The sequence below is a fragment of the Alcaligenes sp. SDU_A2 genome (assembly GCF_038237375.1).
Classification (GTDB): Bacteria; Pseudomonadota; Gammaproteobacteria; order Burkholderiales; family Burkholderiaceae_B; genus Alcaligenes.
This window is the reverse complement of the sequence record NZ_CP151273.1, coordinates 2,110,205-2,131,600: the sequence shown is the minus strand read 5'-3', so window position 1 is coordinate 2,131,600 and position 21,396 is coordinate 2,110,205. Positions and strand designations below refer to the sequence as shown.

20 protein-coding genes are annotated in these 21,396 nt (G+C 60.4%); 12 read left to right on the top strand and 8 right to left on the bottom strand.

All coding sequences use genetic code 11. The features are described 5' to 3' along the window. Position 1: 1 nt before the first annotated feature. Positions 2–1,030, top strand: coding sequence for a methionine synthase (locus tag AADW57_RS09960; protein ID WP_341666741.1), 1,029 nt, complete (start codon positions 2–4; stop codon positions 1,028–1,030). A gap of 245 nt (positions 1,031–1,275) precedes the next feature. Here AADW57_RS09960 and AADW57_RS09955 read toward each other — a convergent pair whose 3' ends face one another. Beyond that, a complete protein-coding gene (locus AADW57_RS09955; protein ID WP_341666740.1) occupies positions 1,276–2,001 on the bottom strand; it encodes a TetR/AcrR family transcriptional regulator in 726 nt (241 codons plus the stop codon). A gap of 153 nt (positions 2,002–2,154) precedes the next feature. Between AADW57_RS09955 and AADW57_RS09950 the strand changes: the two genes are divergently transcribed. From AADW57_RS09950 to AADW57_RS09920, 7 genes are all read left to right on the top strand, one after another. Next, positions 2,155–3,216 (top strand): ABC transporter ATP-binding protein, encoded by a 1,062-nt coding sequence (locus AADW57_RS09950; RefSeq protein ID WP_341666739.1) that lies wholly within the window; start codon positions 2,155–2,157, stop codon positions 3,214–3,216. Positions 3,217–3,284: 68 nt separating this feature from the next. Further along, entirely contained in the window at positions 3,285–4,352 is a 1,068-nt protein-coding gene (locus AADW57_RS09945; RefSeq protein WP_341666738.1) for an ABC transporter substrate-binding protein, read from the top strand. A 21-nt stretch (positions 4,353–4,373) separates the two neighbouring features. After that, the gene (locus AADW57_RS09940; RefSeq protein ID WP_341666737.1) at positions 4,374–5,252 is read left to right on the top strand and encodes an ABC transporter permease; all 879 of its coding nucleotides are present in this window, start codon (positions 4,374–4,376) and stop codon (positions 5,250–5,252) included. A 3-nt stretch (positions 5,253–5,255) separates the two neighbouring features. Continuing rightward, positions 5,256–6,062, top strand: a complete 807-nt coding sequence (locus tag AADW57_RS09935) for an ABC transporter permease (RefSeq protein WP_341666736.1) — start codon at positions 5,256–5,258, stop codon at positions 6,060–6,062. Positions 6,063–6,078: 16 nt separating this feature from the next. Further along, positions 6,079–6,864 (top strand): enoyl-CoA hydratase/isomerase family protein, encoded by a 786-nt coding sequence (locus AADW57_RS09930; protein ID WP_341666735.1) that lies wholly within the window; start codon positions 6,079–6,081, stop codon positions 6,862–6,864. Between the two features lie 26 nt (positions 6,865–6,890). Then, positions 6,891–8,573, top strand: coding sequence for a class I adenylate-forming enzyme family protein (locus AADW57_RS09925; RefSeq protein WP_341666734.1), 1,683 nt, complete (start codon positions 6,891–6,893; stop codon positions 8,571–8,573). A 35-nt stretch (positions 8,574–8,608) separates the two neighbouring features. Then, a complete protein-coding gene (locus AADW57_RS09920) occupies positions 8,609–9,871 on the top strand; it encodes an NAD(P)/FAD-dependent oxidoreductase (protein WP_445819139.1) in 1,263 nt (420 codons plus the stop codon). Positions 9,872–9,964: 93 nt separating this feature from the next. On the opposite strand, the gene AADW57_RS09915 is transcribed toward AADW57_RS09920, so the two are convergent. From AADW57_RS09915 to AADW57_RS09885, 7 genes are all read right to left on the bottom strand, one after another. Further along, on the bottom strand, positions 9,965–10,498 hold the full coding sequence (locus AADW57_RS09915; RefSeq protein WP_341666733.1) for a hypothetical protein: 534 nt from the start codon (positions 10,496–10,498) through the stop codon (positions 9,965–9,967). A 77-nt stretch (positions 10,499–10,575) separates the two neighbouring features. Next, positions 10,576–12,735, bottom strand: a complete 2,160-nt coding sequence (locus AADW57_RS09910; protein ID WP_341666732.1) for a TonB-dependent receptor — start codon at positions 12,733–12,735, stop codon at positions 10,576–10,578. A gap of 39 nt (positions 12,736–12,774) precedes the next feature. Further along, positions 12,775–13,410, bottom strand: a complete 636-nt coding sequence (locus AADW57_RS09905) for a hypothetical protein (protein WP_341666731.1) — start codon at positions 13,408–13,410, stop codon at positions 12,775–12,777. Then, positions 13,407–14,012, bottom strand: a complete 606-nt coding sequence (locus AADW57_RS09900; RefSeq protein ID WP_341666730.1) for a hypothetical protein — start codon at positions 14,010–14,012, stop codon at positions 13,407–13,409. Before AADW57_RS09900 ends, AADW57_RS09905 begins: the two co-directional genes overlap by 4 nt. An 11-nt stretch (positions 14,013–14,023) precedes the next feature. After that, positions 14,024–14,752, bottom strand: a complete 729-nt coding sequence (locus AADW57_RS09895) for an ABC transporter ATP-binding protein (RefSeq protein WP_341666729.1) — start codon at positions 14,750–14,752, stop codon at positions 14,024–14,026. Next, a complete protein-coding gene (locus tag AADW57_RS09890; RefSeq protein WP_341666728.1) occupies positions 14,745–15,815 on the bottom strand; it encodes a FecCD family ABC transporter permease in 1,071 nt (356 codons plus the stop codon). The genes AADW57_RS09895 and AADW57_RS09890 overlap by 8 nt, the downstream gene beginning before the upstream one ends. Continuing rightward, positions 15,799–16,869: an ABC transporter substrate-binding protein gene (locus tag AADW57_RS09885; RefSeq protein ID WP_341666727.1), complete on the bottom strand. Its 1,071-nt coding sequence runs from the start codon at positions 16,867–16,869 to the stop codon at positions 15,799–15,801. Before AADW57_RS09885 ends, AADW57_RS09890 begins: the two co-directional genes overlap by 17 nt. Before the next feature lie 112 nt (positions 16,870–16,981). On the opposite strand from AADW57_RS09885, the gene AADW57_RS09880 reads away from it, so the two are divergent. The 4 genes from AADW57_RS09880 to tssC all read left to right on the top strand — a co-directional run bounded on the left by AADW57_RS09880 (position 16,982) and on the right by tssC (position 21,364). Then, a complete protein-coding gene (locus tag AADW57_RS09880) occupies positions 16,982–17,677 on the top strand; it encodes a Crp/Fnr family transcriptional regulator (protein WP_341666726.1) in 696 nt (231 codons plus the stop codon). A 211-nt stretch (positions 17,678–17,888) separates the two neighbouring features. Next, on the top strand, positions 17,889–19,331 hold the full coding sequence (locus AADW57_RS09875; RefSeq protein WP_341666725.1) for a type VI secretion system domain-containing protein: 1,443 nt from the start codon (positions 17,889–17,891) through the stop codon (positions 19,329–19,331). A gap of 38 nt (positions 19,332–19,369) precedes the next feature. Next, on the top strand, positions 19,370–19,873 hold the full coding sequence (gene tssB / locus AADW57_RS09870; RefSeq protein ID WP_341666724.1) for a type VI secretion system contractile sheath small subunit: 504 nt from the start codon (positions 19,370–19,372) through the stop codon (positions 19,871–19,873). Positions 19,874–19,876: 3 nt separating this feature from the next. Beyond that, the gene (tssC, locus tag AADW57_RS09865; RefSeq protein WP_341666723.1) at positions 19,877–21,364 is read left to right on the top strand and encodes a type VI secretion system contractile sheath large subunit; all 1,488 of its coding nucleotides are present in this window, start codon (positions 19,877–19,879) and stop codon (positions 21,362–21,364) included. The last annotated feature ends 32 nt before the right edge of the window (positions 21,365–21,396 follow it).

The window sequence follows — 21,396 nt, the reverse complement described above, 5'->3', positions numbered from 1 at the left end:
CATGAAAAAATTGCTACCCACCTCGACTGCCGGCAGCCTGCCCAAGCCCACATGGCTTGCACAGGCGGAGACACTTTGGTCGCCCTGGAAGCTGGAAGGTCAGGAGTTAGCGGACGGCAAGCACGATGCGCTGCGCTTGTCTTTGCAAGAGCAATTGCACGCGGGTATCGACATTGTCAGCGATGGGGAACAGACGCGTCAGCATTTTGTCACCACTTTTATTGAGCATCTTAGTGGTGTCGATTTTGAGAAGCGCGAGACGGTTCGGATTCGTGATCGCTACGATGCAAGTGTGCCGACGGTGGTGGGCGAGGTGTCTCGTCCCAAGTCGGTGTTTGTGCAGGATGCCACGTTTCTGCGCAGTCAAAGCAAACAGCCGATCAAATGGGCTTTGCCTGGCCCCATGACAATGATCGATACCTTGTACGATGCGCACTATAAAAGCCGCGAAAAATTGGCCTGGGAATTTGCCAAGATCCTGAATCAGGAAGCCAAGGAGCTGGAGGCGGCCGGGGTGGACATCATCCAGTTTGACGAACCTGCGTTTAACGTGTTCTTTGACGAAGTCAATGACTGGGGCATCGCTACCTTGGAGCGGGCCATTGAAGGGCTGAAATGCGAGACGGCCGTGCATATTTGCTACGGCTACGGCATCAAAGCCAATACGGATTGGAAAAAGACGCTGGGTTCGGAGTGGCGTCAGTATGAAGAGTCCTTTCCCAAGCTGCAGCAATCCAAGATCGACATCATTTCTTTGGAATGCCAGAACTCGCATGTTCCCATGGATCTGATCGAGCTGATCCGGGGCAAGAAAGTCATGGTGGGTGCCATTGACGTGGCGACCAACACCATTGAAACGCCCGAAGAGGTGGCCAACACCCTGCGCAAAGCCCTGCAGTTTGTGGACGCCGACAAGCTGTATCCATGCACCAACTGCGGCATGGCTCCTTTGCCGCGCCATGTGGCGCGTGGCAAGCTGCATGCCTTGAGCGCAGGGGCACAGATCGTTCGCAATGAGCTTTCCGCTTAATCGGCGTGGCTGATATCTATTCTTCTTTATAGAATGGATCGTGCAGTGCCTGATGGTGTGCTGGCCCGATGGCAATTCCTCTGATATCGAGGAATTGCCATTGTGTTATGGCGAAGCTGCTTGGGTTTGTTGAAAATATAGATTAAGCAAATAAAACATAGACCACAGAAATGCGCGCTAAGAAATAAAAAATAAAGACCCAGAACGATGCATGGGCGCGTGGTCGTGAGCGAAGAATGCAGGCCCTAGTTCTGTGTCCGAGCGGAAACGGGCAGGCCTTTGGTGATGTCCCAGTCGTCGGGATCGCAGCCGAAGATGGCTCGGTGCCATACCTGGGTCAGCGCCCAGGCGACTTGCCGGGGGTCTTGGGCGAGCCGAACCAGGCTTGGGCTGCGATAGACGTAAATTTCCCGCAGAAATTCGTCGGCCATGGCGATGACGGCGCGTATGGCTAATTGGACGAGAGGATCGGCAGGCGTCCGGGTGGGGCCGTGACGGCGATATAGGTCTTTCAGGACGATTCTGGCCCAATGGGAATTGATGGCGTCTCGGCTCTGGACCAGTTGCGGGCAGTCCCGCATCAGGGATTCGCGCCCGGCCAGAAGGCGGCTGTTGAGGGCGTAGCTTTGTATATAAAACAGATTGGTGCGGTAGATGGCCTGGACGGCGGGCAATTTGCCGCCGCCGCGAGGTCGGTAGCGTCGCATCATGGCGGCAAAGGCGCGCATGACGATGCGGGCCGCTTCTGACCGGTCTGTGAAGTAGAGGTAAAACGTGCCGCGCGCAACGCCGGCTTCCTTGACGATGGCCTCGATGGTCAAACCTTCATAGCCGCACTGTTCCATAACGCTGGCTGTCGCGGCAATCAGTTTGTGGCGTGTGCGTATGCGTTTGGGCAGATTGCTTTGGCGCTGCGCCCATGCGCGCAGTACCGTGGGAAGGTGCACGCCGTCAGTGTCTTCGTTTTGCATGGCTTTTATCAAGTAGATGGCGGATTGCCGAGCAGCGATTCGACTATGGAAATCCCTAGCTTGTCAATATACGCCAAAAAGCAAAAAATGACGCTCATGTCATTTATGACATGAGTGTCATTTATGTGGGGATAACATATAGGTGTAGCTGACATGGCCGGTGCTGACATCGTATTTGACGGACTTTCCAAGCGTTATGGGGCCACGATGGCGCTCCATGATTTTCATTTGCATGTGCAGCCTGGCGAGTTCATGACATTGCTGGGACCCAGCGGTTCGGGCAAGACGACGGCCTTGAACGCCTTGGCGGGTTTTCTGTCCCCCGATGTCGGTGATATCCGGGTCGGGGGCAAGTCGGTTCTGCATTTGCCGCCCGAGCAGCGCATGCTCGGGATGGTGTTTCAGAGCTACACGCTTTTCCCGCACATGAATGTCTATGACAACGTGGCTTTTCCTTTGCGCTTGCGGCGCATGTCGCGCACGGCGATTCGATCTAAGGTCCAAGCGGTTCTGGATATGGTGCAGTTGCCGGATCATGCGTTGCGCATGCCCAAAGAGTTGTCGGGCGGGCAGCAGCAGCGCGTTGCGTTTGCCCGTGCCATTGTGTCCGAGCCGCCTGTGCTGTTGATGGATGAGCCGTTGAGTGCTCTGGATCTGAAGCTGCGCCAGGCGATGCAGCTGGAAATCAAGCAATATCACGCGGCCTTGGGGTGCAGCATTCTTTTCGTGACGCACGATCAGGAGGAAGCCTTGGTGCTGTCGGATCGCGTTGCCGTCATGAGCGAGGGGATGATTCGGCAGGTGGACACCCCCCACAACATCTACGATCGTCCCGGCTCGCGTTATGTGGCTGAGTTTATCGGCAAAACGAATCTGTTTCATATCGAACGACAGACCGATGGCGGTGCCAAGGTCCTGGAGACGGGTGCGCAGGTCGACCCAGGCATTCTAGGTGGCAAAAGTGCGGTCATTGTCAGCGTCCGGCCCGAGAAGATCCGCAGAAAGCAGGCGGGCGACGGACGCACGAGCGTATTTGTCGGTGTGGCCCAGGAGGTCGTTTTTTTGGGTAGCAGGATTCAGTATGGCGTGCGTGTCGACAGCGGTTCATTGGTTCTGGTGCAGGAGCACCGTGGCGCCCAGGCGCAGACCGTGACGGCCGGCAGTCGCCTTGAGCTGGAGTTTTCCCTTGATGATGCCCTGCCAGTAGCGGAGTAGGCGCGCAGGATGTAAGCACCTTGCTGTCACTATCGCCCAGGCTGTTCCTGAGGCTGGAGGATGAAACCATGACTGTGCAATTGAACAAAATCGTGTGCGGAGCCTTGGCGGCCTGCACCTTGGCGGCGGTCGGAGCCACCTATGCCGCCGACAAGACGCTGACCGTGGCCTGGTCGGGCGGGTCGGTGGCGCAAGCCGAGCGCCAGACTTTTATAGCGGCTTTCGAGAAGGCCAATCATGCCCGGGTAGATTTGAAAGCCAGCGAACTGGCCGTGCTGGCGCAGTTGGAATCGATGGTGAAGATCGGTGACACCAGTTGGGATGTTGTCGAACTGTCCGGCGGCAAACTGCCTGTGGCTGCCGACAAAGGTCTGCTCGAACCGCTGGATTATTCGGTAATCGATCCGCAGAACAAGCTGCCGGCTATTGCCCGCGAGAAATACGGGGTGGTCTGGGGCACATATTCCACAGTGCTGGTGCAAAACACCAGTAAAAACCCGAAAGGGAAAAAGATGAGGTCCTGGAAAGATTTCTGGGATGTCAAAACATTCCCCGGCCCTCGGTCCTTACGTGCCTGGCCTAAGGAAAACTTGGAATATGCTTTGTTGGCCGATGGCGTCGACAAAAACGATATCTATAAAGTATTGGGCACCGAGCAGGGCTTGGACCGCGCATTTCGCAAGCTGGATCAGATCAAGCCCTATGTGCCTGTCTGGTGGGAAAACGGCGCGCAGTCGGTTCAGTTGCTGGCCGACCAGGAGGTGTATTACTCCACGACCTTTAATGGACGCGTGGAAAAACTGGTGAAAGACAAGGTGCCGGTAGAAATTGTCTGGAACGGCGGAGCCTTGATGCGGGGCTTTATGGGGATTCCCAAAGGTTCCAAGAATATCGATCTGGCCCAGCAATATATCAAGCTGCGGGTGCTGGATGCGGACCTGGATCGGCAGTACATACAGCAGATTCCTTATCCGGGTTTTGCGCCTGGCTTGATGGATGGACTCAAGCCGGAGTTTATCCGTACCTTGCCGGCCTCGCCTGAGAATCTGGAGATGCAGTTTGTCTCGGACGATCAGTTCTGGAAGGACAATATCGCGCATATTCAAGAGCGCTGGAATGAGTGGATGTTGAAGTAAGCCCTTGGGGAGTGTGTTGACATGGACCACACGAGCAAACATTCGTTGAACACGACTCCGGTGCCGGTCAGACGCCGTGTCTGGCCGGTGGGGCAGATCTTGCTGCTGCTTCCGGCTTTGTTGCTTTTGTTGCTGTTCTTTGTCTTGCCCAATCTGGATGTGGTGCGCGTGGGCTTGTTCGATCCGGACTTTACCTTGGAGCATGTCGCCAAGATTACCTCCACGCGCACGTATCTGAGCGTTTTTGGCAACACGATACAGATTTCCTTGGTGGTCGCCGTGTTAGGGGCTTTGATCGGGTATCCGGTGGCGTATTTCATCAATTCCAGGCCCAGAGCGATCCAGATGAAGTTGCTGTTGCTGATTCTGGTGCCTTTGTGGATGAGCGTTCTGATCCGTTCGTACTCCTGGATGGTCCTGTTGGGGCGGGACGGGGTCTTGAATGCAGCCTTGATGTGGCTGTCGGTGACTGAGGCACCTGTCCGCCTGCTGTATACCTCCGGCGCGGTGTATCTGGCGATGTTGCAGATCCTGTTGCCGGTGCAGATCATTGCCAGTTATTCCGCCATGACGGAGATCGACATGACCTTGGTGCGCGCTGCGCAGACCTGCGGAGCCAGTGCGGTGCAAGCCATGCGGCGCGTGTTTATTCCCTTGAGCATGGAAGGTACGGTAACGGGCGTGGCGCTCGTGTTCATGCTGTCTATGGGCTTTTTTATTACCCCTGCCTTGGTCGGGAGCCGCAAGGACTTGATGCTGGGCAATCTGGTCATGCAGCATGTGCAGCAGTTGAACTGGGGGCTGGCCGCCGCCATTGCCTTGTTGATGTTGTTGGCCACCTTGGTCGTTGTGGTGTTGATCAAGGCGGCAGGGCGTTATCTGACTCGATGGATGGTGTGAGATATGGATTCCAATGGACGTGCGCACAAGATCCTGGCCGTGTACTTCTGGCTGATCGTTCTGTTTCTGCTTTTACCGATTTTTGTCGTCATACCGATGTCGTTGACGGCAGGCGATCTGTTGCGGTTCCCGCCCGAGGATTGGGGCTTGCGCTGGTATCGGGAGTTTTTTGCCAGTCACAGTTGGGTGCAGGCGACCTGGCTGTCGGTCAAGATCGCCGTGATCGCTTCCTTGCTGGCGACAGCCACGGGAACGCTGACGGTGATTGCCTTGGACAGGCGAGACTTGCCGTTGCGGTCGGCCTTGCTGCATTTTGTGAGTTCGCCGCTGATTATTCCGCATGTTTTCCTGGCGGTCGGCGTTTTCGTGCTTGCCGTCAAGCTTCGGCTAACGAATAACGAATACATCGTGGCGGGCGCTCACGCCGCAGTGACGTTGCCGTTTATCGTGCTGATCGTGGGATCGGCGCTAAAGGGCGTGGACCGCAATATCGAGCGTGCCGCACGTGTCCTGGGGGCCGGGCCTGTGCGGGCTTTCAGGACGGCGACTTTGCCCAGCCTGATTCCGTCCATGTTGGCCGGAGCGACACTGAGTTTTTTCATCTCTTTCGATGAGCTGATCATTTCTCAGTTTTTGCTCTCCAGCCAGGAAACCTTGCCGATGAAGATCTGGGCGGATGTGCGGCTGGAACTCAAGCCAACCGTGGCCGCTGTATCCAGCCTGCTGATCATTGTTTCGGCGGTGGCGATTATCGGGGCCGAGGTGTTGCGCCGACGTATGGGGCCGCCATCGTCCAAGTCCACTGTCTGAGTCTAGGAGCATATGCATGCCTGTCCGCTACGAACGAAAGGGAACGATCGGCATTTTTACGATCGACAATCCTCCCGTCAATGCTTTTACCCCTCCGATGCACAAGGAGTTCTACGATCATTTACAAGCGTTTCTGGCGGACAGGCAGGTTCATGTTGGTGTGTTGACCGGTGCGGGTGAGCGCGTCTTTTGCGGCGGCGATGATATCAAGCACCCCTGGGGGCACGGGTCGCTTAAAGAGGATTTGAACGCGCATTTTTTTCCCTCGCAAGCGGGCAAGGATCAGTGCCGTCCTGGCTGGGAACGCGAAAACGCCATTCTGGATCGTTACAAACCTATTGTGGCGGCCGTCAATGGCCCGGCCATGGGCATGGGCTTGTTCTACTTGCTGACGCATACCGATATCAGGCTGGCTGTGCCGTCTGCTCGTTTCGGTTTTCCGGAGATTGCCTATGGAATGGGCGGTGCCGGGGGGATGGCGCAAGTGGGTCGGCATCTGCCCAGAACGGTTGCGATGTCAATGTTGCTGACCGGCGAACCGTTGAGTGCCGAATCGGCCTTGCGCCATGATTTGATCAATGAAATTGTGGAACCGGCGCATTTGATGGAGCGGGCTCTGGCCATTGCGGCTTTGATTGCCCGCCATCCTCCTGTGGCTGTGCGTGTCGAGATGGAGGCGTTTGAACGCGGGGTAGAGCAGCCCCGGCGAGAGGCCATTTCGTTTACGAGCCATTTGTATCGATTGCAACGCGCAGCGCATCTGCAAGGTCCGGAAAACAAAGAGCTGCCGCTTGCGCCATAAACCAAAGGGTCTGGGAGCCGAATGCGATGAGCGGTGCTGACTTGAATGATGAATCCATGCGGGAAATGGCCATGTTGCGCCAATCGGTCGAGCGTGCCGTACTGCCGGAAACCTTGGGTGACTTTGTGCGGCAGGCGGCTGTGCGGCATGGCGATACGGTGGTCGGCGTGTGGTTTGACGAGGGAGAGACGCTCAGTTATAGGCAACTGGACGAGTCTGCCGATCGTCTGGCCTTTAGCCTGGTTCAGAGGGGGGTGCGAAAAGGCACCCATGTAGCCGTCATGCTGGGCAACAGGGCGGCATACTTGATTACGTGGGTGGCGCTGGCTCGCATAGGGGCGGTGATTGTGCCGGTCAATACCGCCTACAAGATCAATGATCTGTCTTTTATTTTAGAGGACTCCGATGCTCAGTTCTTTGTCGTGGCCGCCGAGTTCCTGGCGGTTTATGAGCAAATCGAAGATGGGCAAGGCTATGTTGCTCCCGAGCGTGTATTTGTGCATGGCCCGGGCAGGGCCGATTATGCGCAATGGGCGGATCTGCTGCGTGAGGGCCGTGTACCGTTCGAGCCGCCTTCGGCGGTGTACCGCACGGATTTACTGAACATTCAGTACACGTCCGGCACTACGGGTTTTCCAAAAGGCTGTCTGTTGAGTCATGACTATTGGCTGTTGCTGGTGCAGTTTGCCGCCGCGCCTTTGGAGCTGGCTGGTCAGATCCGCAAGGTGCTGGTGTGGCAGCCGTTCTTTTATATGGATGGCATGTGGTTGTTCCTGACGGCCATGCGGCTTGGCGGTTGCGCCTATGTGGCAAGCAAAATGCGGCTGGGCAGTTTTCATGATTGGCTGCGGCAGTTTGATATTGAGTACTGCATTTTTCCCGAAGCAGCGCTCAAGGCAAGGGAGCAGACACCGCAAGAGCGTCAGCTGGCTTTGCGCTATGTCAGCATCTATGGCTGGAGCGAGGCCTCGCGCAGGCAGTTTTGCGAACGCTATGGGGCGATCGCTCGCGAAGGGTATGGCATGTCTGAAATTGGGCTGGCGATGGTGGTGCCCAATAAGGCCCAGGACCGCGCGCTGGAAAAAACCTGCGGCCTGGCCGGTCCGCATCGGCAGATGCGTATTGTCGATGAGCATGGCCGCGATGTCGCCGATGGCACGGCCGGGGAGCTGTGGGTGGCGGGGCGCTCGATTCTGTGGGCGTATTACAAACGTCCCCGCGAGAATGCGGCATCGTTCCGGCAAGGGTGGTTTCGCACGGGGGATCTGTTTTACCGGAATGCGGATGGTTATTATTTTCTGGTTGGCCGTTTGAAGGACATGATCAAGCGCTCGGGCGAGAATATTGCGGCCCGCGAGGTGGAAGCCACGCTGTGCGAGTTGGATCAGATCGCCGAGGCCGCCGTGGTCGGCGTCCCCGATCCGGAGCGGCGCGAAGAGGTGAAGGCCTATATTTTGTTGCGGGAAGGGTTTTCGCCTGCGCAGTGTCCGCCGCAGGCCATTATTGAACATTGCGCGCGAAAGCTGGCTTTGTTCAAGGTCCCACGCTATATCGCGTATGTCCAGGAGTTTCCGCGCACGCCCAGTCGCAAGATACGCAAGCAGGAATTGCTTGGTATGGAGGCCGGCTGTCCCTTGGCGACGTATGACGGAAAATCGCAGAGCTGGACACCAGGCAGTGCGCAGCAGGGTCACGAGGCATCGTCGTGACCGCTTTGGCTTCAGGAGATCCGTCGGATTCGCTTGTGTCGTCTTTATGGGAAGCGACAGCGACGGATCGTCTGTTGCTGCCAGCCTTGCGATACGAACGTCAGCCTTATGATGTTTTGTTGGTGGGGGCGGGGTATACCGGCTTGTCCAGCGCGTTGCATCTGGCTCGGGCCGGCGCGCGCGTGTGTGTGCTGGAGGCCCGTCAACCCGGCTGGGGCGCATCGGGTCGCAATGGCGGGCAGGTCAATCCTAGCTTACGTCATGATCCGGATCAGCTTGTGGCCATGCTCAAGGACAGGGCCGAGCCTTTGATTCACGCCATCGGCGGTTCGGCAGACCTGGTTTTTGAGCTGATCGAGCGATATGGCATCGATTGCCAGCCGGTTCGCCAGGGCTGGCTGCAAGTAAGTTACAACGAGGCCCAAGTACCGCTCTTGCATCGTCGTGCCCAACAGTGGGGTGCACGGGGCTACCCTGTGCAGATGCTGGATCGTCAGCAACTGTTGCAATACACCGGTACGGATCTGTTTCGGGGCGGCTGGCTGGACCAGCGCGCCGGCAGTCTGCAACCGCTTTCTTATGTGCGGGGTCTGGCCAGAGCGGCCCAGGCCGAAGGAGCGGTGATTTTTGGTGGTAGCGCCGTTGTGCATCTGCAGCGCGATGGGGCATATTGGTGTGCCGATACGGCCACGGGCGGGCGTGTGCGCGCCAGTCAGGTGGTGCTGGCCACCAACGCCTACAGCGATGGGCTCTGGCCGGGCCTGTCCCGTACCTTTCTGGCGGCCAACAGTTTTATTATCGCGACCCGTCCCATGCCGCAAGCGGCTGCACATATTTTGCCCGACGGGCAGACACTGTCTACTGCCCAACGTTTGATGGTTTATCTTCGTAAAGATCCGAGTGGTCGTGTTTTGTTGGGCGGACGCGGGCATTTTGCCGATCCTGTCCGATCAGAGGATTTTGCGCATATCGAAAAAGCATTGACAACGCTTTATCCCGAGCTGGCTCCTTTGGATGTGGAGTATCGCTGGGCTGGTCGGGTTGCCATTACGCCGGATGCGCTGCCGCATGTGCATTGTCCTGCTCCTGGCGTCACTATTGCTCTGGGCTATAACGGCCGCGGCATTGCTGCCGCGACCGTTATGGGACGTCATATTGCGGCCTGGCTGATCCGCCATTCGTCGCAGGATTTTCCGTTTCCGATTACGTCGCTGAGCCCGGTGCCTTTACATGGCTTGCAGCGTTTTTATATATCGGCCGCCGTTGCCTGGTATGCGCTGCTGGATCGGTTGCAGTAGGGGCTGACTGTTTGCTTGATGGCCGGATTCGATCCGGCCACGGTACGGCGCTGCCCCGTCCTGAAAACCGCTGTGCGGGCAGCGCGGTGTGGATCAGAGTGCGTGGACGTGGTAGTCGTAGAGTGATTCTGGGGTTTGGGCAAGGACCTGGGCGGCGATCTGGCGGCGCAACTCGGCGTGCCGTTGCTGGGCGGCGGGGGCCGGGTCGCCCAGCAGGTCGAAAAATTCGGGCGGCAGCACGCCGGGGCGCAGAATGGCGTGAACGCTGCGCGTGGCATCGCGTAGCTGGAAGCTGTAGGAGCGGTCGGCGGCCTTGTTGTAGCGGGCGGCGGGCAGGTCTCGGTCGACCATGTAGCAGCCCCGCGTGACGGCGCGCGTGACACATTCGATGGCATCGCGCACGCCGGGGCCGGGATGGCCGCTGATGACACTGAGCGCGGAACGCGGCAATGGGTTGCCATCGTTTTGCAGCCTGACCAGCGCACCGCGCAGGCCTTGGAACGTCAGGGCCAGCATGGCCAGCGCGCCGTGGCCGTGGTAAGCCTGGACGGCCGCGAAGGGGATGTTCAGCGGGCCTTCCTCGGCCAGTATGCACAATTCGGGATTAGGGCTTGGGTGCTTATTCATGGATAGGTTCCGGGTAAGAGAGGGCGGCGGGCCGCCGTTGTGGCGGCCCGATCCGGGGTAGAGAGACAGGGAAAGGGTCAGAAGCGGGTGCGGATGCTCAGGCTGATGTTGCGGCCGGGGCCCAGCAGCGGGTTCAGATCGCTCATGGCGTAACGGACATTGGACGAAGTGGCAGCGCTGCGGTAGGCGCGATCAAATAGATTGTTCACGCCCAGCACCACTTGGGTGTTGCCCAGTTGCGGCAGTCCCATCCGGTCCAGTTGCCATTGCGCATGCAGGTTGACCAGACCGAAGCCAGCGGCCGGGTATTCGGCCCGTTCGGCATAGCGGCTCTGGCCCTTGGCCCATTGCAGTTCGCCGCTCAGGGCGTAGGCCTGGCTGGGGGCCACGTATTGCAATCCGAGCAGACCGCTGAGCGGCGCAATGGATGGCAAGGGCGTATGGGTATTGCGGTTGGTGGCGTGCAGGTAGCTGGCATTGCCGTACAGATTGACGGTGTTGTTCAACTGCCAGCGCCAGTCCAGCTCCACCCCCTGGATGCGGGCCTTACCGACGTTATGACGTTGCGTGGCGGGCAGGCCCTGGTAGGACGTGGTGACGTTTTCCAGGAAGTCGCGGTAGTTGCTGCGAAACGCGGTGATGCCCACGGTGGCCTGATCGAATTGCAGCCGTGTGCCCAGCTCCACGGTTGTGCCGCGCTCGGGGCGCAGACCGGGATTGGGGATGGTGTAGCTGGTGCCGGTAAAGCCGCCGCTGAACATTTCGGATGTCCAGGGCATGCGGAACGAGGTGCCGATGCTGCCCAACAGCTCGACCACGTCGCTGGCCTGATAGGACAAGCCCAGGCTGCCGGTGGTGGCGGTCTCGGTATTGTTCTGGGCCGCGCGAAATGCGGGCAGCAGATTGGGCGAGGGCAGCGGGTCCAGCTCTACGTCCGACTTGAACCAGTCAAAACGCCCGCCTGCGGTGACCGCCCACTTTGGGGCCGGCTTCCATTCGGTGGTGACGAAGGCTCCCACATTGGTCTGGAACAGGTCGGGGCCGTTCTTTTTGTAATCCGTGCCGCTGCTGACGGCCTTGCCGTTGGGGCGCAGTACGGTGGTGTTGCTGCGCGCTTCGGAGCCGGGCCGGTGTTCGTGCATGAAGTCCAGGCCCACCGTGGTGTGGGTATCGGCCCAGGGCAGCGTGGCTGCCAGCGTGCCGCCCCAGACCAGCGGGCCAATGACGTTATTGCGTCGGTCTACGATACGTGCCGGGTTGCTTTCGTTGTGGTTGGCGATGACGGTGCCGAACTGGTTGACATACAGGCTGGCTTTGAGCGATTGGACCAGACCGTCGAATTCGCCCGTGTAGGCCAGCCGCCCTTGCGTGACGCGCAAGGGATCGCGGCGGCTGTAGCTGACGGGGTAGGTCGGCACAGTGCCGGCTGCGCCGTCTTTCATGTAGGCCACGCGGGCGCTGGCTTCGATGCGATGGCGGGCATTGGGCATATAGCCCAGCACCACGCCTGCGCCGCCGCCCCGAAAGTCGCTGTTCGGGACTTCGCCGGCGGCGCTGTTGTAGTTGGACGCCCGACGGCCGGTGGCGTAGACGCGCAGATCAAAGCCGTCCCCGGCACCTTCCAGGGCCACGCTGCTTTGCACGCCATTGCCGTTGCTGTTGTAGGTGGCCGAAAATTCGCCGCCGTTCAGTTGGAAGGGCTGAGTCAGATTGCCGTGCGCCCGTTTGGTGACGAAGTTGATTAGGCCGCCCATGCCGTCGCTGCCAAAGCGGGCGGAGTTGGGGCCGCGTATGACTTCGACCTGTTCGATCTCGGTCGGGCTGATGAGCATGAATTGCAGGGTATTGCGGCCTCGGAAGCGTTCGCCGTCGATGAACATGGGCACGCGCATATCGTTGCTGTTCAGTCCGCGCAGAAAGACCGTGCCGGCGATGCCGCCGCTGCGACTGGCGGTCGCATTGGGAATGCGTTCGAGCAGATCCAGCGTGCTCAAGGTATTCAGACGTTCGATGTCCTGGCGCTCTACCACGCTGACCGCCTGAGTGACGCTGTGGGCGATGGAGGCGCGGGGCGGCGTCGCCCCTTTGGGATGCAGGCGGGTGTCCGTGTCGGGCTTGTCCGCAGTGATCTTGATGGAGGGCAGTTGGGTGACGTCCGCGGCCAGGGCGGTTCCGCCCAGGCTGGCGCTGAGCAAGCCGGCGCTGACCAGCGGGGCGTAGAGATAAAAGCGTTTCATACAGACAATGAAGTAAGAGTGGATAAAGCGGGTGGCGGACTAGGCCGATGCGGTGATGGGCGTGGAAGCCTTGAGCCAGGGTAAAAAACCGTTCAGAAAGCGGCTGGTGGCCGGCATGAAGTAACTGCCGTGGTGATACATGGGGTCCAGCGAGGTCACGATCAGGCGACCCGGCGTGCTGCAGCGGTCTTCGTACAGCACCGAGCCGGCACCGACCTTGTCGATCAGGGATACGGCACCGGGCGGTGGGGTGAAGCTGCCGTGCTGGTGCCAGGTGGCGTCGGCCAGGCTCAGGTAATTGAATAGGTCGTGGTTCGGCGCGGCCAGACGCAGGCCGCTGTCGGCACCGGGTTCTTTCCACCACCAAAAGTTCACCTCCGAGGGGCTCCAGCACACCGAGTCCAGCCAGCGATGCGATCCGGTCTCGCCCATTGCGACCAGTGTCTTGCCGGCCGCCAGAAAGTGGGCAAAGCAGTCCCGATGCGCCATCAGCAGATCAGGATGGGTTCGGCAGCAGACAATCAGCGCGTCGCAGTTGGCCAGAGCGTGTTCGTTCAGTTCGCGGATGTAGATGCTGCGATCGATGAAGGGGGCCAGCGCGGGTGTGTTCAGTGTGCGGTGGTGGTAGTAGGTGCCGGCGTCCAGCGCGGCGATGATAGGGCTGCGGTGAGTCATGCGGCGTCTCCCTGCAGCCAGTCGAACAGTTGCGGCACGATGCGCCCGACGCTGTCGGTGCTGCCGGCGTACATCCACAAGTCGTTGCCTGAATGGCACAGCAGGCGTCCGCCCCCGGGCAGGGCCAGCAGCCAGTCTATGGGCAGATGATCGGGGCCCAGTGTGTTCAACACCACGGCATCCATCGGGGCAGGGCTGGCCCCGCGGGCGTAGAAACCGGCTACGCCGCGGCGAAAGGTCAGTTCGTCGGGATCGACGCCCTGGAAGATGGGGTGCGGCTGGGCGCGATGCACGCGCAGACCCTCTACGCCCCCGGCCGTGCCGGCTTGAAAAGGCGTCAGCCAGCACAGAAACGGGTAGGCCACGTGGCCGTTGACGACCACGGTGCCGCCGGCCAGCAGATAGTCTTGCAGACGGCTGCGCTGGCTGAGCAGGTAGCGTTGATCGGCATGGGCGGGAATCAGCAGGGCGCGAAAGGAGTGCAGGTTATGTTCGTGCAAGTGGTAAAGCGGAAGGCTCTGGGCGCGTGGCGCAGGCCCGCCCGTCAGGGCAGCGGGGCCGGTGCCGCTCCAGTGGTTCAGATAGGCGATCAAGGAGGTCATGGTCTTGGGTGTCAGCGGAAAACAGGGATGACGCCGTGGGTGCCTTCGGCCAGGGTGGTGACCCGTACGGGCAGGCGGTACAGGCGACTTAGGCGGGCGTCCACGCACATGTTGGCCGTGGGGCCCACTTCGCAGGCGTCGGTATGCATCAGCAAGGTCTGGTCGGCAATGTGCTGGGCGTGTTGCGGCTGGTGGGTGGAGAACACAATGGTCTTGCCTTGTTCGCGGGCCAGCTTGCGCAGCAAGGACAGGATCAGGTCCTGGTTGTACAGGTCCAGCGCGGCGCTGGGCTCGTCCAGCACGATGATGGGGCTGGCGCCGGCCATGGCGCGCGCGATGCAGGCCAGTTGCTGCTCGCCGCCGCTCAGGGCCTGAAAAGGGCGTTCGGCCAGATGTTCCAGCTCCACGGCGCGCAGGCAGGCGCGGGCAATGTCCCGGTCTTGCCGGCCGGGCGAGGCATACCAGCGCAGATGGCGGGCGCGTCCCATGGTGACCATGGTCAGCACATCGTAGGAAAACAGGGCATCGGTGCGTTGGGGCACGTAGGCGGCGTGGCCTTGCAGGCGCACTGAGCCGGCGGCCGGTGCCTGCAGGCCCAGAATGGTGCGCAGCAAGGTGGTCTTGCCGCGGCCATTGGGCCCCAGCACGGCCAGGATGCAGCCGCTGGGCAGGTGCAGTGACAGATCGCTGAGCAGGCGGCGCGTGCCGGCCTGCACGGCCAGATGGTTTAGTTCAAGCATGGCGCATCTCCTGGCCTTGGGTGCGGCGCAGCAGCCAGGCAAACAGCGGTGCGCCGATCAGCGCGGTGATGACGCCCAGCGGGATTTCCGCGCTGGTGGCGCTGCGCGCGACGGTGTCTACCCAGACCATATAGGTGCCGCCCAGCAGGGCGCTGGCTGGTAGCAGGGCGCGGTGGTCCGGTCCGACCAGCATGCGGGCGATATGCGGCACGACCAGGCCTACCCAGCCTACCGTGCCCGAGACGGCCACGCTGGCCGACACCACCAGTGTGGTGCAGATCAGCAGCAGCCAGCGCAAAGGCTCCACGGCAATGCCCAGGGCGCTGGCCTGCTCGTCGCCCAGCGACAGTATGTTGATGCGAAAGCGCAAGGCCATCAGCAGTCCCATGCCGGCCAGAATGGGCAGGGCGGCGCTGGCCAGTTTGATGTAGGACGCGGTGGCAAAGCTGCCCATCAGCCAGAATACGATGGCCGGAAGGCTGTCGTTGGGGTCGGCGAAGTAGGTGGCCAGGGAAATCAGCGCCGAGAAAAACGCGCTGGTCACGATACCGGCCAGCACCAGCATCAAAATGGTGGTGCGCCCCTTGGAGCGGCCCAGCAGATAGACCACGGCCACGGCCAGCAGTCCGCCTGCAAAGGCCAGTCCCAGCGTAGCCCAGAGCGAGGAGAACAGCAAAATGGCGGCGCAGCCGCCAAAGGCCGCGCCCGAGGAAATGCCCAGGATCTGCGGGCCGACCAGCGGATTGCGAAACGCGCCTTGCAACGCCGCGCCGCACAGCGCCAGACTGGAGCCGGCCAGCACAGACAGCAAGACGCGCGGCAGCCGCACCTGGGTGACGACGCGATGTTCGGCCGCGCTGATGGCGGGGAGCCAGGCGTTCAGACTGTCGGGCAGGGCCAGTGCGGCCAGCGAACTGCCCACTTGGGGTAAGGTCAGCGGATAGCGGCCTATGCAGAGCGCGACCAGCATGGAAGCGGGCAGAGCCAGCCCCATCAGCAGCCAGGCACCCATCCGGGCAGGATGGCGGTTGGCGGTGGGCAGGGTGTTAGTGGAAGCGTTCATAGCTGGCGCTGTGTTGGTTTTGTTTTAAATGCAAGATGGCATCGAGTTGCGTCTGGTCGGGGGTGTGTCCGTACAGGGTGCGGTAGGCGTGGCTCATGTGCTCGCGCAGTGGCCAATGGAAGTGATCGGGATGCAGCAGCAGGCTTAGCCATTGCCAGTACAGCGGCGATTCCTGACTGGGCGGGTCCCAGGGGTAGCCGCCCAGCGGCACTTTGTAGACGCGGCGCGCGCGGACCGCAGGAATATCGGCGAACAGCGGATTGTTATAGAGCGTGTCCGGGGTCAGGCCGGGCTCGAAGTTGTTTAGCAAAATCACATCGGGTGCCCAGACCATGATTTGTTCGATGTTCACCGTCTGGCCGTTGCCCAGGGTGTGGGCGACATTGCGTCCCCCCGCCAGGGCGATGTCATCGGCAAAGCTGCTTGCGCTGCCCGAGGCCCGCAGTTGCGGTTCCAGTCGCGCCAGATACAGCACGCCGGGACGCTGTTGCGGCGGGATGTGGCGCACCACGGCGCTGATGTCGGCCCGCACCTGTTCGCGCCAGCGCAGCTGGGCCTGAGCGCGGTCCTGCTGGCCCAGCGACTGCCCGATCAGGCGTATCCATTCGCGAGTCTGGGATTCGTCGCCGTACAGCAGGGCGGCGGTAGGCAGGCCGGCATTGCGCAGCGGATCGATCAGATCCTGGCCCATATGCCCCCACTGCCAGACCAGGTCGGGCTGGATCTGGAGCAGGGTTTCGATATTGGGCGCAAAGCCGGAGCGGGTGATGTCGGTGCGTAGGTGCGCGGTAGCAGGGAAAAGACGGGCCAATAGGCCGCCTTTCATGACGCCGTAGGCGTTGGGATGCATGCCGGCCAGATGTTTCGGTCCGCCGTCCAGCGACATCAGCAATGAAGCGGCGGGCATGGGCAGGGTAACGGCCCGTTGCGACGGCCCGGCCAGTTGCACGGTATTGCCCAGCATGTCCGTGAACTGAATGGGTGCCGCTTGTGCAGCCGATGACAACAGCCATCCCGCCGCGAACGCCGTGCGGAAAAAAGAAAAGGTAGCCATGTGGGAGCCCGTCTGCATAAGCCGGCCGGTGAGCCGTGCCCGCAGACGTAATGTTATTATTACAAATAAGAATCAATCGCATTCATTGTAAAAGTTTGGGTACGTATTTCAAATGACTATTGTCAATTCAGCTTCCGCTTTGTTGATTTCTGCCTTGCGCAGCCATCCGTGGTTCGCAGAGGTGGGCGAACACGCCGTGCTGGAACTGGCACAGCGCAGCCGTTGGATACGGTTTGAGGCCGGCGATCTGCTGTTTACCGAAGGCCAGCCGGCCAGCGCCTGCCTGCTGGTGTGCGCAGGGCGTTTGCAGGGCTTGCGCTATACCGCCGAGGGCAGTGACAAAGTGTTTGGACACGTGGGGCCGGGAGGATGGCTGTCGGTGGCTACGCTGTTTGAAACCACGCCCCGCCATTTGCACAGCGTGCGGGCGTGCACGGCCGGCACAGGCTGCCTGCTCGATGGGGAGGCGTTTCGGCGCTTGTGCCGTGACGATGCACGCTTTGCCGTGCAGGTCCTGAGCTTTAGCGCCCATCTGATTCGTCATCATACGGATCAGATTGATTGGTTGACTTCCAGTTCGGCCGAGGAGCGGCTGGCCGAATATGTGTTACGGGCGGGCAAGCCGCAAGGCAGTCAGCCTGTGGTGCTGCCGCTGAGTTATTCGCAAATTGCCGTCAAGCTGGGTATGCGTGCTGAAACATTAAGTCGTATTTTTGGAAAATGGCGACGCCTGGGCTGGATATCGGACCGGCGTGGTCAGTTGTGCATCCTACGAGTGGAATCCTTGCAAGGGCTGGTCGCGCTGTAGGGACTGCCTGGCATTGCGGCAGTGTGCCTCTGGCTGTTCGGTGTGTACAGCGCCAGAAGCAGGGCGTTTACATAGTGTTTATTGTGCCGTTCCGTGTAACAGATAGGTAACGGAAATCTTTGGACGGTAATTAAACATGGCATTTCTATACTTCGTGCATCAATAGCAGGTCGCCCTTCATCCGGTGACCGGACTCTGGGAGCACGGAGTGATGTTGGATAGCCAGCTTGGCGCACGAGCGATCAGCGAAGCACAACCTCATGGGCAGATGCCACGTGACGGCGAGACTTTTGCGTCGCTTCAGGCCGAAATCGGCAAGCGTGTGGATATGCATGCCGCTACGTCCGTGGACTGGGCATTGGTCGCTTCCCTGGCCGGTCAGGTATTGGCTAAAGAAGGCAAGGATCTGAGCGCGGGTGCCTGGCTGTGCGGTGCCTGGCTGCATCAATATGGCGCGCCTGGCTTGGCGGCTGGCCTGCAGGTGCTGCGTGATCTGCACACCTTGCATTGGGACAGCATGAGTCCGGCGGCGGCGCGCCTGCGCGGACGGCGCAATCAGGTCCAGTGGTTGCTGGACGAATGCGAGGCCGTGCTGTCCGAGCCGGATTGGAGCGGGGCGGGACTGGAGCCGCAGCAGCGTGAGCAGGTTCTGGCTTTGTGTGATGAACTGGATACGTTCTGGCAGGCTCGGGATGACGAGCCGCCGGCCTGGTGGCGTCTGGGCAAGCGTTTGGCGGAACTGTTGCCGTCAGCCCAGGACGAGACATTCGGCACGGATGCCGCGCCTGAATCTGTCATTCCTGATTCCCCGGTTGCTGAACCGCCGGGCGAATCCGCCCTGACGCCCCAGACAGCCGAGTCGGTGGCCGTGCCCGACAAGATCGCCGCGCCAGTAACGCCTGCTGCGCAGTCTGATAAGACCACTGCGCCTGCGGCCGATACGGTGAACGAGAAAGCCGTTGCCATTGCCGCCGTGACGCTAAGCGATGTGGCCGGCGCGGAGCGCTATGTGGAACACAGCGTGGCCACGATGCAGGAGTCCTTGCTGACCCTGGATGATGCACTGTTGGCCACGCCCTGGTTGCTGCGCTTGAATCGGCAGAGCGCCTGGCTGTTTCTGGATACCCTGCCGCTTGCCCAGGAAGGGGTGACGCGCGTCGCTCCCCCGCCTGTTGCGGACCTGGCGGTGCTGGAGCGTTTGAGTGACGCTCAGGACCCGGCGGCCATCTTGCGCTTTGCTGAGTCGCGTCTGGGTCGTTTGCGTTTTTGGCTGGATTTGAATCGTCTGGCTTATCAAGCGGCACAAGCGTTGCCCCAGGGGCAGGCGGGTGCGCAGACGATTCTGACTGAAACCCAAGCGCTGTTGCAGCGTTTGCCGGGCCTGGAGCGCCTGGCCTTTAGCGATGGGCGGCCCTTTGCCGACGAACAGACGCTTGCCTGGCTGAACGAGTCCGGGGCGCAGCCGGTTGCGCCTGTGGCGATCAGCGCCGGGCCAGCCAAGGCGGTGGTGTTGGAGAGTGAGGGATTGGATGTGTTGGGCCTGGCCTCTTTGGTGATGGCGGCCGGGGCCGAGGCCGAGGCCGCGCGGCGTTTGCTGGATGGCGCGCTGGCGCGGTTAAAGACGGGTGGGGAGCAACTGCTGCGTGCCCGATAAAAGAAGAGACCCCGATTTTCTAAACAGGAGAAACAGACATGGCTGCTGATGGTTCCGTCGCCCCGAAAGAGCGCGTCAATATTGTGTACAAGCCCGCTACGGGCGATGCCCAGGAACAGGTGGAATTGCCGTTTCGCCAATTGGTGCTGGGCGACTTCACCTTGCGCGAGGACAGCACGCCATTGGATACGCGTGTGCCGGTCAGCGTGGACAAGGACACGTTCAATGAAGTGCTCAAGGCGCAGAACCTGTCTCTGAAATTGCTGGTGCAGGACAAGCTCAACGAGCAGGCCGGCCCGGACGATCAACTGACCGTGGACCTGCGTTTTGAGTCCATGCGCGATTTTCAGCCTGATGCGCTGGTCGATCAGGTGCCCGAACTGCGCCAACTGATTGCTTTGCGCGATGCGCTCAAGGCCTTGAAGGGGCCGCTGGGCAATCTGCCCGATTTTCGCAAGCGTTTGCAGGGCTTGGTGCAGGACGAGGGCACGCGCCAGCGCCTGCTGGCCGAGTTGGGCGTACAGGAAAAGCAAGGGGAATAAAACATGACAGCAAACACACCAGAACAACAGGCCCAGGCCGCGCAAGGTGCTCAGGAAGGCGGCTCGCTGCTTGATGAGCTGATTGAATCGACCCGCCTGCGGCCCGATGACGAGGCGTATTCGATTACTCGTCAGGGCCTGGAAGCGTTTGTGGCCGAGTTGCTTGAACCGGGTCGCCAAAGCGAGAAGATCAGCCAGGGCCTGATTGACGAGATGATTGCCAATCTGGACCGCAAACTGTGCCGTCAAGTAGACCAGATCTTGCACCATGCCGATTTCCAGCGCCTGGAGTCGGCCTGGACGGGGTTGAAATTCCTGGTCGACCGCACGGATTTCCGCGAGAACAACAAGCTGGCCATCCTGAACGTGTCCAAGCAGGCGCTGCTGGAAGACTTTGAAGATGCCACCGACATCACCCGCTCGGGTTTGTATACCGCTGTTTACACGGCTGAGTTCGGGCAATTCGGCGGTCAGCCCTTTGGTTCGATCATCGGCAATTATGAGTTCGGCCCCGGCACGCAGGACATCAAGCTGCTGCAGTCGCTGGCCAGCGTGTCCGCTATGGCTCATGCGCCGTTCATCGCCTCGGCCGGTCCGCAGTTTTTTGGCGTGGACAATTATTCGGCGCTGCCCAATCTGAAAGACCTGAGCGCGGTCTTTGAAGGTCCGCAGTTTACCAAGTGGAATGCGTTCCGCCAGTCCGACGATGCCCGCTTCGTGGGCCTGACCCTGCCGCACTTTTTGCTGCGCGTGCCTTATGGCGAGGACACGGTGCCGGCCAAGACCTTCAATTACAACGAAGATGTGTCGGGCGGCAACCAGAATTTCTTGTGGGGCAATGCGGCTTTTTCCTTTGCCGACCGTCTGGCCGACAGTTTTGCCCGCTATCGCTGGTGCGCCAATATCATCGGGCCGCAAGGCGGGGGTGCGGTCGAGGATCTGCCTATCTACAACTACGAGGCAATGGGCGAGACCCAGACCAAGATTCCGACCGAAGTGCTGATCTCCGAACGGCGCGAATTCGAGCTGGCCGAACAGGGCTTTATCGCGCTGACCATGCGCAAGAATACGGACAATGCGGCCTTCTTTTCGGCCAATTCCTCGCAAAAGCCCAAGTTCTTTGGCAATAACAAAGAAGGCAAGGTGGCCGAGACCAACTACAAGCTGGGCACGCAACTGCCATACATCTATGTGGTCAGCCGCCTGGCGCACTACATCAAGGTGATCCAGCGCGAGAACATCGGCACCTGGAAAGAGCGCAATGACCTGGAGGCCGAGCTGAACGAATGGATTCGTCAGTACGTGGCCGATATGGACAACCCCAGCGCCGGCGTGCGCAGCCGCCGGCCCTTGCGGCAGGCCGAGGTAACGGTGTCGGATGTGGAAGGCGATCCAGGCTGGTACCGCGTGGGCTTGAAAGTGCGTCCGCACTTCAAGTACATGGGCGCATCGTTCACGCTGTCGCTGGTGGGCAAGCTGGACAAAAACTGAGTTTGAGGGCGGGCGATCCTGCTGACACAGGA

Bases quoted from the DNA above. Each gene is read 5' to 3' on its own strand.
- AADW57_RS09875 (WP_341666725.1), top strand. From the start codon at position 17,889: ATGTTGGATAGCCAGCTTGGCGCACGAGCGATCAGCGAAGCACAACCT.
- AADW57_RS09880 (WP_341666726.1), top strand. From the start codon at position 16,982: ATGACTATTGTCAATTCAGCTTCCGCTTTGTTGATTTCTGCCTTGCGC.
- AADW57_RS09885 (WP_341666727.1), bottom strand. From the start codon at position 16,869: ATGGCTACCTTTTCTTTTTTCCGCACGGCGTTCGCGGCGGGATGGCTG.
- AADW57_RS09905 (WP_341666731.1), bottom strand. From the start codon at position 13,410: ATGACTCACCGCAGCCCTATCATCGCCGCGCTGGACGCCGGCACCTAC.
- AADW57_RS09955 (WP_341666740.1), bottom strand. From the start codon at position 2,001: ATGCAAAACGAAGACACTGACGGCGTGCACCTTCCCACGGTACTGCGC.
- AADW57_RS09950 (WP_341666739.1), top strand. From the start codon at position 2,155: ATGGCCGGTGCTGACATCGTATTTGACGGACTTTCCAAGCGTTATGGG.
- AADW57_RS09900 (WP_341666730.1), bottom strand. From the start codon at position 14,012: ATGACCTCCTTGATCGCCTATCTGAACCACTGGAGCGGCACCGGCCCC.
- AADW57_RS09945 (WP_341666738.1), top strand. From the start codon at position 3,285: ATGACTGTGCAATTGAACAAAATCGTGTGCGGAGCCTTGGCGGCCTGC.
- tssB (WP_341666724.1), top strand. From the start codon at position 19,370: ATGGCTGCTGATGGTTCCGTCGCCCCGAAAGAGCGCGTCAATATTGTG.
- tssC (WP_341666723.1), top strand. From the start codon at position 19,877: ATGACAGCAAACACACCAGAACAACAGGCCCAGGCCGCGCAAGGTGCT.
- AADW57_RS09960 (WP_341666741.1), top strand. From the start codon at position 2: ATGAAAAAATTGCTACCCACCTCGACTGCCGGCAGCCTGCCCAAGCCC.
- AADW57_RS09930 (WP_341666735.1), top strand. From the start codon at position 6,079: ATGCCTGTCCGCTACGAACGAAAGGGAACGATCGGCATTTTTACGATC.
- AADW57_RS09910 (WP_341666732.1), bottom strand. From the start codon at position 12,735: ATGAAACGCTTTTATCTCTACGCCCCGCTGGTCAGCGCCGGCTTGCTC.
- AADW57_RS09925 (WP_341666734.1), top strand. From the start codon at position 6,891: ATGAGCGGTGCTGACTTGAATGATGAATCCATGCGGGAAATGGCCATG.
- AADW57_RS09935 (WP_341666736.1), top strand. From the start codon at position 5,256: ATGGATTCCAATGGACGTGCGCACAAGATCCTGGCCGTGTACTTCTGG.
- AADW57_RS09915 (WP_341666733.1), bottom strand. From the start codon at position 10,498: ATGAATAAGCACCCAAGCCCTAATCCCGAATTGTGCATACTGGCCGAG.
- AADW57_RS09890 (WP_341666728.1), bottom strand. From the start codon at position 15,815: ATGAACGCTTCCACTAACACCCTGCCCACCGCCAACCGCCATCCTGCC.
- AADW57_RS09895 (WP_341666729.1), bottom strand. From the start codon at position 14,752: ATGCTTGAACTAAACCATCTGGCCGTGCAGGCCGGCACGCGCCGCCTG.
- AADW57_RS09940 (WP_341666737.1), top strand. From the start codon at position 4,374: ATGGACCACACGAGCAAACATTCGTTGAACACGACTCCGGTGCCGGTC.